The sequence below is a fragment of the Pseudoalteromonas sp. MTN2-4 genome, from assembly GCF_042848605.1.
In the GTDB taxonomy this organism is placed as follows: Bacteria; Pseudomonadota; Gammaproteobacteria; order Enterobacterales; family Alteromonadaceae; genus Pseudoalteromonas.
The window spans coordinates 277153-290522 of sequence record NZ_BTGK01000005.1; the positions used below are offsets into that span (position 1 = coordinate 277153).

A 13370-nucleotide genomic window follows, 5' to 3' on the forward strand; every position below is an offset into this window, starting at 1 on the left:
CTTATGAAGCTAGTGTTCTTAATATTGTTTTGTAAGAGTACCTATTAATCATTCTAACGCTCGTACTCATATGAGATATTTAGAAGTCAATTTCTGATAGAAAGCCGATTTTTTGTAATATTTCTTTATCTTTCTGAAGCACTTTAATCCAGAAAAGTCAGCGTAGTTTTCTCCTTTACAGTCGTTTGAATGCCAGGGCAAAGAACAAGCTTGGCCTTGAAGGATATTTAGGAATGAAGGATATTTAGGAATGAAGGATATTTAGGAATGAAGTGCATTCAGATATGAGAATAGGTGCAACATAACTTATTTGATATATTCAACATATAAATGACTGCTAATAGAAATGCTCCAAACTGAATCCATCATCATAATACCATCTGTAAGCATACTGTTACTCCCGATGAATATTACCACCCAAGTGCATACCTCAACCAAAACCCACTCAATAGCAAATACCATCCAAGGCTCCTAATAATCAATACGTTAAGATTTTTGATCGGCTATCATCTGACGTACCATAATTATTCTATTGTCAGGGCGCCATAAAAAGGGAATAAGAAACAACAAGTATCTCAAGTAAACCGAAGCCCTCTACAATTGCAAATTCAGTATAATTAACCTGAGCTTTGGTTAAGAGATTTACTAACGTTTTGATATTGAAATGATAAGTGTTTTTTAAGTCTGCAGCCGGAGACTTTTATCGATAACCAGGCGAATTTACGCGTCAATAGCTAGCCTATTGCAAGTAAATTCAACGCAGTTAACGTTGAAAATAGCCGCTGGAGATAGATTTATTATCCAGAGCTCAGGTTAATTAAGTCGTAATGTGTTCTTAATTTGATGACTTCATTGAAGGGGTGGCTATATACAAGTCCACACACCATGATTATGCTGTTTTAAACTTATGAAACAGATTATGAGAGATATTCTTTGTACCATGAATGGTTACTCACTGCGCAGCAATGCTAAGCCTAATCGACAAAAATATTTCTGCCATACCGCTTAAGCTTTACATTTAGACTCTAGAAAGCCGAAATTGCAGATTAAATCCACTCGTCACTTGAGTTGTCGCATTTCAACATACGCTGAGTATATTGAAATGCACTCTAATCTAATGTGTCTTGAGGCGCTTTAGTAAAAGATCTGCCATTGGAGCAATCACGCTCATTAAAATACATTACCAACCCTTGTTGATTTAAAACCTTAACATTTTTAAATGTTTTCGGTACGAGGGCTGACACTAGAATTTTATCAGGCTTAACAGCATCGATATCAAACGTCCATTTTTCTCCAAGCTGATTGCAAGTCCATAGTTTAATATTCATATCTAAAGGTTGTAACTGTGAGCTTTTTAGATAATACCAGCCGAATATTCGATTTGATTTAACCTTATACAGCATTTCATCAGAAGTAATCTCATAGCCTTTGCTTAGCTTTTCATTCACGTACTCAATATAGCCACTATCACGAGCAATGATAGTTCTCTGTATTTGATCAGGCTTTGTGACATACGTCAATAGAGTCTGTCCTTTACTCACTTTATCCTTTAGTTTTAGTTGATAGTCATTAATAACTACCCCTCCATCCCTGGAATAATAATATTCACCAGCAGGCTCTTGGAGCTGAAGTGTTCCTACAACTGATTCAGCACTAAGTAATACGGCAAGTAATGAGTATGCGGTGTTCACATATACCTCCTTATAATACCTTAGCTATTATTTGTGCTCGTTTCCTTCGGTGCTGGATTTAATAAGTCTGGGTACTTATGAGTTTCTGTTTCAGATGTACCACCTGCAATCACTTTTGTCTGCTTCATATCCATTACTGAGTTCGCTGATAGTATTTTCATTTTCTTTGTTTTTAGCTTTAATTTGAAACCAGATACCATAGTTAAGTGTCCTTTTATTAGTAAGTTGTTAATTGCATTGTTGTGTGTAGATAACGGTTTCTAAGTTAAGCGAATTCCATTTATTTCTGTAATTATCAATCCTTAGACTTTCATCGATAACAGTTTCTCAAGCTATTGATCTTTATAGTTATTTATAAAAACCAAAATATTATTCCAACCTTATAAGTTTTTTATTCATATAAATTAGTACGTTACCCTCAATCTCTACATGACATACAAAGCCCAGTTGAGTGCCATTTAAAGAGTAAGTCTGTTGACGTTAGATTTTCACAAGGTAAATGATGCTTACGCTAAGAGTACATAATAATTGACCATATACTTTAAAGTACATATTCGAGGAATTCGCCGCACTGTTCCCTATACTTCTGCTAAAAAGAATTAGCCAGCGCTAGAAATCACTCTCACATTTGATGAGTAATCTGCCACTAAGAGGTAGTGAATAGAAATTGACTTTATTACATTTAGATTTTAACTATTGGCAGGGCTCTAAGCTTTTAGAACGTAAGCACAAGATTAACTACGCTTAGCGACAGCTTCATTTGTATTCAAAATATGCTATTAGTCATTTATTGTCGGTAAAGCAACTGAGTTGTCACCTGTACTTGTGCATGTTAAATATCCGATTTAACATCAGTATAGTCACACTGACATGACTTAATAATGTCATGGTTTGTCCATCAGGATATATTTATGATCTGTGTAACATAATAAATAACGCTTATAAAATAAGTATGCTATTGATTGAAAATGCAAAGTTGAAACAGGAATTGTTTTTTCACTCTTGGCTTACTCTGCTGGTGGAGGTGACCTATTCATCAGATGAGTATAAAAGCAGAATAGAAAGAAAAATTTCTTTCTGTAGGCTGTCAATTCAACAATATCAAAATTTTCTTAATTTAGTACAAACAACATTCATAGCAAATGAAGATTTTAAATAAAATCGAATGCTAAATAGAATGATATAAACCCTAATTTTAAAGAGGTTTACTTATCCTCTTGCTTGCCTTTAAGCTTAATACTCAATAGCTGATTATCATTAACTTCAATCATATATAGCCACAGTGCATTGTCTTCTGCTGAGTAGCGAATATCCTTAATGGTATGCATATTAGCATTTTCAACCATATATATTTCTTTTAATTCCTCTTCTTTACCGCGCGTAGTTCGATATATCTTCTCCCCGTCAGAATGATAGATGTACCCGCCACCCGTAGCTATCGAGTGCTTATATCTAGCGATTGGTAAATCAATTTCTTGCAAGGTTTCTCCCGAATTGATGTCATACATAATCACGGTATCATTAGATGATAATGAGACCAGTGTTGTATTATCAAGACGGCCAAGCCATAGAGAATTCAGTGCTGGGATCGAGGTCTTTTTCTTATGTTTTAGAGAGTACTTGTAAGAGCTACTTTTAACTTTGTGCTCTCCCAAAGTGACGTAGCCAATATCAAACTCACTCAAAAACTCAGCTGAAATGATAGCACCATCAACGTTAATACTATCAATCAGTGTAAGGTCTGAATACTTGTATATCTCCATTTTATTGTGGTGCTGAACCAGTAATAAATCACCCTTTTGTTGATACCTTATACCTCGAATATCTCCAGCAGGGATATTTAAGGCGAGGCTAGTCCCATCAGTTTCAATCAGAGATATAAATGCATTTTCACCCCGATTGGTAATAACAAGATGATCTTGCTTAATCTTAATTGGGCTCAAACTACCTAAGTTTAGAGGTATATCAACTTGCATCTCTTTGTTATTAAGATTAAGGGTGTACATGTAAGAGCCATATGGATAACTTGCAATGAGCATTTCATTACTATTTAAAAATTGAAAAATTGAAAAGCTTTGCGAGGTGTTTAACTTTTCTTTTTTTACTAATTTACGTTCATTTAAACTGTAACCAAATACAATGTTTTCGGTATTATCAAACCATAAAAGTAAACCCGAATCAGAGTCATAATTTATCGACCATATACGATTAGGCGACTCTAATAACTTCACCTGATTTCCGCCATCTGGATCCGTCATATAAAGCTCATTCTTATCATATTGGCGACGTTCAAAAAAAATAATTTCTTGCTCGGGAATATAGGTTAAGAACTGGTCTCCGTATGAATTTAGGTTAGGGGAGCTAATTTGAAACTCGGCCCCTGTATTTAGATCTCTGCTTGTCAATGCAGCAAGCTCATCTCGGTTTCGATAGCCTGACTTAGAATAAACTAGGCGGTCTTTACCAACTCCACTTCCATAAACTTGAGCCCGCATATTACATTCGAATAAGGCTTTATTACCTTGGCTAAAATCAGCTTTTATTTGCCATATCTGACAAGTAGTATCGGTTTTGGCACGGTAGTAAAGAATACTCGAGTCGGTCGACCACCCAAGAGGAAAGTAATCAACACCGTCCTCTCCAAGCCTTCGCTCATACCCACTAGCTAGTTCTTTAACAACTAGCGAATGAAAATTTGTTCCCTGAGGTATAAAAGACAGAGCAAGGAGCTTTTTATCAAAAGAGAGTCGTAAGTTAGCATAACGACCAGGTACCCAAGACAAAACACTGTCTTCAATATCTCGGCTTTCGACTACAACTTCTTCTTTTGTATAATTAGTTACTGTAAAAAAATAACCTGTAACAGTAATAAGAACTAAGCATAAAATGACCGAAGAGTAGAAAGATAAGGAGCGATTTTTATCATGTGAGCTAAGGTAAGCTTTCGGTGATAAAGACTCTTCACTTTTAGGTTCAGTAGTATTCGGGCGAACTTCCTCAGTTAGTTGCTCTTCGTGATATATGATTTCTGGCTCTAGGAAAAAGCTGTAACCTTTTCGATAGTGGGTTTTTACTACAATTCCTTTTTGGATGTCTGACTTAAGTATTTTCCGCAGTTCAGACATAGCTCTATTTATGGCATTATCATCAACATATTTTTGACACCACACATCATCTATGAGATTTTGCCGGATGATCACTTGACCGTCATTGATAATTAAATAGCATAAAATTTTGAACAACAGAGGCTCAAGCTCTCTTGTAACTTCGCCATCGAAAATTGTTTGTCGTTTAGGGTCTAAAGTCCAAGCTCCAAACTTGACTTCTTTAACTGCCCTAGAAAAGCTAACCTCATTCATTCCGTGCGTCTTAGTTTTACTAGCAGTGGCGGTCAATTTAATTGAATCTGTTTCTAAATTCAATCCCATTCATAAATTAGCATTTAATTAACGTGGATAACTAACTGCTATCATTCCATATTTTATCAAATGACAAAATATTTGAACGAGCAACATGATATATCCTATATGCACACTCCCTGTTTGTGTACTGAACTAAGCTTAGTTTGGACATACTGTCGTCGCGAACTCACAGTATTATACAAATAAAAAAGCCCGCACTTTGCTGTGCGGGCTTTTTAAACCAGATAGGATGTATTATTTGCGTAGCTGGCGAATAACACGTAGCTGAGCGATTGCTTCTGCTAACTGTACAGCTGCAGCATGCGTATCAAGCTCAGACGTCGTGCCTGAAGCCATTTGTGCTTGCGCTTCACGCTTAGCTTCTTCAGCAGCCTGCTCGTCAAGCTCTTCACCACGGATAGCAACGTCCGCAAGAACGGTTACTGTCTTAGGTTGAACTTCAAGCGTACCGCCAGCAACATAGATGATGTCTTCAGAACCATCTTGTTTAACTAAACGTACCATACCAGGTTTTAGGCCAGTCAATAGTGGCGCGTGACCAGGATGAATACCTAGCTCACCTTCACTACCTGTCACTTGAATAGTGGTTACGTCACCAGAGAATACACTCTGCTCTGCACTTACTACGTCAAGATGTACTGTCATTGCCATAACACCCTCCTAAATTACATGTTTTTGGCTTTTTCGATCGCTTCGTCGATTGAGCCAACCATGTAGAAAGCTTGCTCTGGCATGTCATCGTATTCACCGTTTAAGATGCCTTTGAAGCCAGAGATAGTGTCTTTCAGTGAAACGTATTTACCAGGTGCACCTGTGAATACCTCAGCAACGAAGAACGGCTGAGATAGGAAACGCTGGATTTTACGTGCACGAGATACAACTTGCTTATCTTCGTCAGATAGCTCGTCCATACCTAGGATCGCGATGATGTCTTTCAGTTCTTTATAACGCTGAAGTACAGTCTGAACGCCACGTGCTGTGTCGTAGTGCTCGTTACCGATTACTTGAGGGTCAAGCTGACGTGACGTTGAATCAAGTGGGTCTACCGCTGGGTAGATACCAAGTGATGCGATGTCACGAGAAAGTACAACTGTTGCATCTAAGTGCGCGAACGTCGTAGCTGGTGATGGGTCAGTTAAGTCATCCGCAGGTACGTATACCGCTTGGATAGACGTGATTGAACCAGTCTTAGTAGACGCGATACGCTCCTGAAGTACACCCATTTCTTCAGCTAGTGTTGGCTGGTAACCTACCGCTGAAGGCATACGACCTAGAAGTGCTGATACCTCAGTACCCGCTAGTGTGTAACGGTAGATGTTATCTACGAAGAAAAGTACGTCACGACCTTCGTCACGGAACTTCTCAGCCATAGTTAGACCCGTTAGTGCAACACGTAGACGGTTACCCGGTGGCTCGTTCATCTGACCGTATACTAGAGATACTTTGTCTAGTACGTTTGAATCGTTCATCTCATGGTAGAAATCGTTACCCTCACGAGTACGCTCACCAACACCTGCGAATACTGAGTAACCGCTGTGCTCGATTGCGATGTTACGGATAAGTTCCATCATGTTTACGGTTTTACCTACACCGGCACCACCGAATAGACCAACTTTACCACCTTTAGCGAATGGACATACAAGGTCGATTACCTTGATACCAGTCTCTAAAAGTTCTACTGAACTTGATTGTTCTTCGTATGAAGGCGCAGCACGGTGAATTGACATACGCTCGTCTTCACCAATTGGACCTGCTTCATCGATTGGCTGACCAAGTACGTCCATGATACGACCTAGGGTCTTAGTACCAACTGGAACCTTGATTGGCTCGCCTGTGCCTTCTACTGAAGTACCACGACGTAAACCGTCAGTAGTACCAAGTGCGATACCACGTACCACACCGCCACCTAGCTGCTGTTGAACTTCTAAAGTCAAACCAGCTAAGTCGCCATCTGTAACTTTTAGTGCGTCATATACGGCTGGCACGTTGTCTTGTGGAAACTCGATGTCCACAACGGCGCCGATAATTTGGACGACCTTACCTAAACTCATGTCTATTCCTCTCGTTAAACTTTGCCGAAGCGTTATACAGCTGCCGAACCGCCTACAATCTCACTGATTTCTTGTGTGATTGCAGCCTGACGGGCTTTGTTATAAACAAGTTGCAGCTCATCCATTAGGTCGCCTGCGTTATCAGTTGCGGCTTTCATCGCAACCATACGGGCAGCCTGTTCAGAGGCAGCATTCTCAACTACACCTTGGTAAACCTGTGATTCAATGAAACGAACCAATAGCGTCTCTAGGATCGCTTCTGGGCCCGGCTCATATAGGTAATCCCAAGCGTGAGCTGATACTTCTTCTTCAGCTTTTGGCAAAGGTAATAACTGTTCGATCGTTGGCTCTTGCTTCATGGTATTTACGAATTTGTTGTATACCACGAATAAACGGTCAATTTTGCCTTCAGCGAATGCGTCTAGCATTACTTTTACAGGACCAATTACGTCCTGAATTGAAGGTGCATCTCCAAGACCCGCTTTCTTAGCGAGTAAATCACCGCCGAAACGTTGGAAGAAACCAGCAGCTTTGCTACCTAAAGTAGCGAATTCAGCTTCAACGCCTTTTTCTTTCCACGCCTGTACGTCTTGTGTGATTTTCTTAAACTCGTTTGAGTTTAAACCACCACATAGACCACGGTCTGTAGAGATAACAATATAACCAACTCGCTTCACATCGCGCTCTTCTAAGAACGGGTGCTGGAAGTCAAGATTTGCTTGAGCAACACGACCGATCACTTTGCGTAAGTTCTCAGCGTATGGACGGCTTGAAGCCACACGGTCTTGTGCTTTCTTCATTTTAGAAGCAGCAACCATTTCCATTGCGCTGGTGATCTTCTGAGTATTCTTGATACTCCCGATCTTGCTTTTAATCTCTTTTCCGCTGGCCATGACTCTCTCTCCGAATCAAGGTGAGTATTCTAAGAACACTCACCATCCATAACTAAATTACCAAGTTTGCGTTGCTTTGAACTTCTCTAGAAGTTCTTTAAGCTGCGCTTCGATCTCAGCGTTGTAGTTACCTGTTTCATTGATTTGAGCCATTAGCTCTGCGTAAGTGCTGTTTGCGAAACCGATAAGGCCTTCTTCGAAATCACCGATCTTGTTGATTTCGATGTCTTGTAGGAAACCTTTCTCAGCAGCAAATAGAGACAGAGACATTTCAGCAACAGACATTGGTGCGTATTGTTTCTGCTTCATTAGCTCTGTTACACGCTCACCGTGCTCAAGCTGTGCACGCGTTGCATCGTCAAGGTCAGAAGCGAACTGAGAGAACGCCGCTAGTTCACGGTACTGAGCTAGCGCTAGACGGATACCACCACCTAGTTTCTTAACGATTTTAGTTTGCGCTGCACCACCTACACGAGATACCGAGATACCAGCGTTAACAGCTGGACGGATACCTGCGTTGAATAAGTCAGTTTCTAGGAAGATCTGACCATCGGTGATTGAGATAACGTTGGTAGGTACGAATGCAGAAACGTCACCACCTTGAGTTTCAATGATTGGCAATGCCGTCAATGAACCTGTTTTACCTTTCACTTCACCGTTAGTGAACTTCTCAACGTAATCAGCGTTTACACGTGATGCACGCTCTAGAAGACGTGAGTGAAGGTAGAATACGTCACCTGGGTATGCTTCACGGCCTGGTGGACGCTTAAGTAGTAGTGAGATCTGACGGTAAGCAACAGCTTGCTTAGAAAGATCATCATATACGATTAGCGCGTCTTCACCGCGGTCACGGAAGTATTCACCCATAGTACAACCAGCAAATGGCGCTAGGAATTGTAGCGCTGCTGATTCAGAAGCAGATGCAACAACAACGATAGTGTTTTCAAGTGCACCGTGCTCTTCTAATTTACGTACTACGTTAGCAATAGTAGACGCTTTCTGACCAACCGCTACGTACACACACTTAACGCCTGTGTCTTTTTGGTTGATGATAGCATCGATTGCTAGAGCAGTTTTACCAGTCTGACGGTCACCGATTACTAGCTCACGCTGACCACGACCAACTGGGATCATCGCATCGATAGACTTATAACCAGTTTGTACTGGCTCGTCTACTGATTGACGCTCGATTACGCCTGGTGCGATTTTTTCAACTGGCTCGAAACCGTCGTTGTCTAGTGCACCTTTACCATCGATAGGCTGACCTAGTGTGTTAACAACACGACCAAGTAGACCACGACCAACTGGTACTTCTAAGATACGACCTGTAGATTGTACTTTTACGCCTTCTTTAAGGTCAGCGTAAGGACCCATTACTACTGCACCTACTGAGTCACGCTCAAGGTTTAGTGCGATAGCATAACGGTTGCCAGGAAGCTCGATCATCTCACCTTGCATACAGTCAGCTAGACCGTGGATGCGGATGATACCGTCAGTAACAGATACGATAGTACCTTCGTTACGTGCTTCACTAACAACTTCAAACTGTTCAATACGTTGTTTGATCAGTGCAGAAATTTCAGTGGAATTAAGTTGCATGCTCTTTTTCCCAATTACGATTGTAGCGATACCGCTAGGCGGTCCAACTTGCCTCGGACAGACCCGTCAATCACGGTGTCACCAGCTTTGATAACTAAACCGCCAACAACGGTTTCGTCGATGCTACAATTCAGCTTAACTTTGCGTGCGAAACGTTTTTCAAGTGCCGCGACCAGTTTGTCTTGCTGCTCAGCAGCAAGTTCAGTTGCAGAAACCACGTCTACGTCGATTTCTTTATCAAACTCTGCTTTAAATTCAGCAAAGATTTCAGCAACTGCTGGGATGGCGGCTAAACGTTCATTTTCGGCCATCAGCTTGATAAGATTTTGACCTTGTTCGTTGAGCTGTTCAGCACAAACTTTGATGAAAACATCAGCTTGTTCTGCAGCTGTTGGAATGCTAGCTAGTAATGAACTTGCTTGCTCATCGCTGGCCACTTGACCAGCGAAGAACAGCATTTCATTCCATGCTTCAACATTGCCTTTTTCAACGGCAAGTTCAAAAGCTGCTTTAGCGTATGGGCGAGCGATAGTAGTCAATTCAGACATGCTCAGACCCCCTACTTAAAGCTCAGCGACAAGTTTTTCAACGATGTCACTGTGTGCAGCTTGGTTAATCTCACGCTCTAAAATGCGCTCAGCACCAACTACAGAAAGCGTAGCAACTTGCTTGCGTAGCTCTTCTGAAACTCGGCTGCGCTCTGATTCAATTTCAGAGTGACCTTGAGCGATGATTTTTTCACGTTCTTGCTGACCACGCGTTGTCTCTTCGTCAACGATAAGCGCAGCACGCTTCTTAGCTTGTTCAACGATATCAGCTGCTTGAGCTTTCGCTTCTTTAAGCTGCTCAGCAGCTTGTTTACGCGCAACTTCAAGTTCTTGTTCAGCTTTATCAGTGGCAGCTAAGCCATCTTCAATCTTTTTCTGGCGAGCTTCAATTGCACCATTTAACGGTGGCCATACGTATTTCATACAGAAAAGTACGAAAACCGTAAATGCAATTAATTCACCTATTAGAGTGGCGTTTAAGTTCACAACCGCTCCTCCTTAAAATAGTAAGCTGTTCAAAAATAATATTAAAGTACGAACAACAATACCATTGCGATACCAACACCGATCATTGCTACAGCATCGATTAGACCAGCTAGGATGAACATTTTAACTTGTAGTGAAGGTGCAAGTTCAGGTTGACGAGCACATGCTTCTAGGAATTTACCACCCATGTTACCGAAGCCGATCGCAGTACCGATAGCACCAAAACCGATAAGTAGAGCAACAGCGATGAATTTTAAACCTTCTACTAGTTCCATTTTTTTCTCCAAAGTTTCTTAAAGTTAAAGTTAAAGTTAATAAAATCTATAAATAATTAGTGGTTATCTGAGCTAGCCATACTTAGGTAAACGATAGTCAGCATCATGAATACGAATGCTTGAAGTACGATTACTAAGATGTGGAACACTGCCCAAATGAAATGCAACGGAAGCTGCATAAGACCAACTGCGCCGATAAGGATGAAAATCAATTCACCAGCGTACAAGTTACCGAACAAACGCAGAGCTAGCGAGAATGGCTTAGCAACCAGCGCAATTGTTTCAAGTAATAAGTTACAAGGGATCAAGAAAATCATGGCAATCTTGTTGTTAGAGCTGAACGGGTGAAGCGTTAATTCAGCAATGAAACCACCAATGCCTTTCATCTTGATTGAGTAACCGATCATCAGTAAAAACACACCAATAGCCAGTGCAGCTGTTAGGTTGATGTCAGTTGTTGGTACAATTTTCATGTACACATCGTGTGAATCCATACCAAATGCCGTTTCGCCAACGAAACCAGCAAATGCAGGTAAGAAGTCAACAGGAATAAGGTCCATCAGGTTCATTAAGAACACCCAAACAAAGATTGTTAGGGCTAATGGCGCAATTAGAGCACTTTTACCGTGATAAGTGTCGCGTACGTTGTCGCCAACGAACTCAACGATCATCTCGATGAAGCACTGAAACTTGCCAGGTACACCTGTGGTTGATTTTTTAGCGGCGCTACGGAAGATCCATAAGAAAATAAGACCTAAACCGATAGACCATGCGAGGGTATCCACGTGCCATGTCCAGAATCCACTGTCCGCACATGCTTTATTGAAGGCTAAACCGGCATCGGTTGAACACATCTTAGCATTGGTCAAGTGGTGCTGAATATGGCTCGATAGAGTCACTTCTTCTGCAGCCATGTTTTATCCCAAAAGTTAATGATTAAAAAAAATCGGTGAAAACCACTGTGCAAACATCACTAATATATAACAACAGAAAAATGGCAAAGCCATGACAGCAAAGTGCTTAAATATTAGTGCAAACAAGCAAATGGTAATCAAAAATTTTAATCCGTTGCCTCGTTTTATCGAGTCAAACACTTGTTCTGCTTTACTGGCGCCCATATATCTGAATGCATATAAAGCAAATACAAAATTAGGAAGTACCATAACTAGACCGCCAGCTAATGCTGAAGCGCCTGCTTGTACTCCCCAACCAACTAAAACTATTACTGCAGCGATTGTTGCTACGATACCCTGAAGTAAAACACCTTTTAATGCGGCACGCCTATATGGGCCTGCTAACGAATTTGTCACTTTTAATTTACCTTAATGACGCAAAAATTTATCAGGGTATGAAAACTGGCGAAATTATACTTATTTTTGGTGATTTTGCAACTTGCAGCGACGAAATGTGACACATTTTCAGCGCCACTTTCGTCTAATAATTATGCGTTAGGAAGGTTGTTGTAGATCTGGCTGAATTTGGCTAAGAATGCCATCTAATTCATCGAGATTTGCATAGGAGATGACTAGCTTTCCTTTGCCCTTTTGATTGTAATTAATCTCAACTTTCGCCCCTAAATTTTCTGCCAACTGTTGTTCTAACAATTTGACATCTGGGTCTTTTTCTTTTGTCTGTTTTTTATCCACAGGTTCAAGGATTGAACGCACTAATTTTTCTGTTTCACGAACTGTAAGCGCTTTTGCAACTGCTGTTCGTGCTGCTTCTGATTGCACTTCACCTGTTAGTGCAAGTAAGCAACGGGCATGACCCATTTCGATGTCACCATGCTCTAACAATTTTTTTACATCATCGTTGAGATTATTTAAACGCAGTAAATTGGTGACCGTAGTGCGAGATTTGCCAACCGCTTCTGCAACTTGCTGATGCGTTAATTCAAATTCGTTCAGTAAACGTTCGAGTGCAACCGCTTCTTCCATAGCATTTAGATCTTCACGCTGAATGTTCTCAATCAATGCAATGGCAACCGCAGCTTCATCGGCAACATCTTTAACTAAACATGGAATAACATCGAGTTGCGCTAACTGTGCAGCACGCCAACGGCGTTCACCTGCAATGATTTCGAACTTTTCATGGGCAATTTCACGCACGACAACCGGTTGCAGTACGCCCTGTGCACGAATTGAACTGGCAAGTTCTTCTAGCGCTTCTTCAGACATGTCTTTACGTGGTTGGTATTTGCCACGCTGAAGCCACTCGATTGGTAAACGACGAAGTTCATTATCGGTTTGTGAAGTACTGGTTGTCGATGCAACTTCTTGCTCAGGTGCAGTGGCCGGTAATTCAGGTTCTGGTGCTGCTACTTCAACAGGTACAGCCGGAGCTGGTTTTGCTGAACTCAATAAGGCATCCAAGCCTCGACCTAAACCACGTTTTTTTACTGACAT

General features: G+C 41.0%; 13 protein-coding genes. All 13 read right to left on the bottom strand.

The window, feature by feature from the left end; all coding sequences use genetic code 11:
• Positions 1-1109: 1109 nt before the first annotated feature.
• The 13 genes from ACGHEH_RS14210 to ACGHEH_RS14270 all read right to left on the bottom strand — a co-directional run bounded on the left by ACGHEH_RS14210 (position 1110) and on the right by ACGHEH_RS14270 (position 13370).
• On the bottom strand, positions 1110-1691 hold the full coding sequence (locus ACGHEH_RS14210) for a hypothetical protein (protein WP_390446441.1): 582 nt from the start codon (positions 1689-1691) through the stop codon (positions 1110-1112).
• Between the two features lie 20 nt (positions 1692-1711).
• Positions 1712-1852, bottom strand: a complete 141-nt coding sequence (locus ACGHEH_RS14215) for a hypothetical protein (protein ID WP_390446443.1) — start codon at positions 1850-1852, stop codon at positions 1712-1714.
• A 1044-nt stretch (positions 1853-2896) separates the two neighbouring features.
• Positions 2897-5113, bottom strand: coding sequence for a winged helix-turn-helix domain-containing protein (locus ACGHEH_RS14220; RefSeq protein ID WP_390446445.1), 2217 nt, complete (start codon positions 5111-5113; stop codon positions 2897-2899).
• 234 nt (positions 5114-5347) lie between these two features.
• On the bottom strand, positions 5348-5764 hold the full coding sequence (locus tag ACGHEH_RS14225; protein WP_058031477.1) for a F0F1 ATP synthase subunit epsilon: 417 nt from the start codon (positions 5762-5764) through the stop codon (positions 5348-5350).
• Positions 5765-5778: 14 nt separating this feature from the next.
• Positions 5779-7164, bottom strand: coding sequence for a F0F1 ATP synthase subunit beta (gene atpD, locus ACGHEH_RS14230; RefSeq protein ID WP_390446447.1), 1386 nt, complete (start codon positions 7162-7164; stop codon positions 5779-5781).
• 32 nt (positions 7165-7196) lie between these two features.
• Positions 7197-8057, bottom strand: a complete 861-nt coding sequence (atpG, locus tag ACGHEH_RS14235; protein ID WP_130254903.1) for a F0F1 ATP synthase subunit gamma — start codon at positions 8055-8057, stop codon at positions 7197-7199.
• A 57-nt stretch (positions 8058-8114) separates the two neighbouring features.
• Positions 8115-9656 (bottom strand): F0F1 ATP synthase subunit alpha, encoded by a 1542-nt coding sequence (atpA, locus tag ACGHEH_RS14240; protein WP_058031480.1) that lies wholly within the window; start codon positions 9654-9656, stop codon positions 8115-8117.
• A 14-nt stretch (positions 9657-9670) separates the two neighbouring features.
• Positions 9671-10204, bottom strand: coding sequence for a F0F1 ATP synthase subunit delta (gene atpH, locus ACGHEH_RS14245; RefSeq protein WP_058031481.1), 534 nt, complete (start codon positions 10202-10204; stop codon positions 9671-9673).
• Between the two features lie 15 nt (positions 10205-10219).
• On the bottom strand, positions 10220-10690 hold the full coding sequence (gene atpF / locus ACGHEH_RS14250; RefSeq protein ID WP_058031482.1) for a F0F1 ATP synthase subunit B: 471 nt from the start codon (positions 10688-10690) through the stop codon (positions 10220-10222).
• 41 nt (positions 10691-10731) lie between these two features.
• On the bottom strand, positions 10732-10965 hold the full coding sequence (atpE, locus tag ACGHEH_RS14255) for a F0F1 ATP synthase subunit C (RefSeq protein WP_349284987.1): 234 nt from the start codon (positions 10963-10965) through the stop codon (positions 10732-10734).
• 56 nt (positions 10966-11021) lie between these two features.
• On the bottom strand, positions 11022-11879 hold the full coding sequence (gene atpB / locus ACGHEH_RS14260; RefSeq protein WP_349284988.1) for a F0F1 ATP synthase subunit A: 858 nt from the start codon (positions 11877-11879) through the stop codon (positions 11022-11024).
• Between the two features lie 15 nt (positions 11880-11894).
• Positions 11895-12275 carry an ATP synthase subunit I gene (locus ACGHEH_RS14265; protein ID WP_130254907.1) on the bottom strand — a complete coding sequence of 127 codons (381 nt, stop codon included), beginning with the start codon at positions 12273-12275 and terminating at the stop codon, positions 11895-11897.
• A 138-nt stretch (positions 12276-12413) separates the two neighbouring features.
• Positions 12414-13370, bottom strand: a complete 957-nt coding sequence (locus ACGHEH_RS14270; protein ID WP_390446451.1) for a ParB/RepB/Spo0J family partition protein — start codon at positions 13368-13370, stop codon at positions 12414-12416.

What these genes read in the sequence shown, in the direction of transcription:
- ACGHEH_RS14215 (WP_390446443.1), bottom strand. Translation starts at nt 1,852, where the DNA reads ATGAAAATACTATCAGCGAACTCAGTAATGGATATGAAGCAGACAAAA.
- ACGHEH_RS14225 (WP_058031477.1), bottom strand. Translation starts at nt 5,764, where the DNA reads ATGGCAATGACAGTACATCTTGACGTAGTAAGTGCAGAGCAGAGTGTA.
- atpD (WP_390446447.1), bottom strand. Translation starts at nt 7,164, where the DNA reads ATGAGTTTAGGTAAGGTCGTCCAAATTATCGGCGCCGTTGTGGACATC.
- atpG (WP_130254903.1), bottom strand. Translation starts at nt 8,057, where the DNA reads ATGGCCAGCGGAAAAGAGATTAAAAGCAAGATCGGGAGTATCAAGAAT.
- atpA (WP_058031480.1), bottom strand. Translation starts at nt 9,656, where the DNA reads ATGCAACTTAATTCCACTGAAATTTCTGCACTGATCAAACAACGTATT.
- atpH (WP_058031481.1), bottom strand. Translation starts at nt 10,204, where the DNA reads ATGTCTGAATTGACTACTATCGCTCGCCCATACGCTAAAGCAGCTTTT.
- atpE (WP_349284987.1), bottom strand. Translation starts at nt 10,965, where the DNA reads ATGGAACTAGTAGAAGGTTTAAAATTCATCGCTGTTGCTCTACTTATC.
- atpB (WP_349284988.1), bottom strand. Translation starts at nt 11,879, where the DNA reads ATGGCTGCAGAAGAAGTGACTCTATCGAGCCATATTCAGCACCACTTG.
- ACGHEH_RS14270 (WP_390446451.1), bottom strand. Translation starts at nt 13,370, where the DNA reads ATGTCAGTAAAAAAACGTGGTTTAGGTCGAGGCTTGGATGCCTTATTG.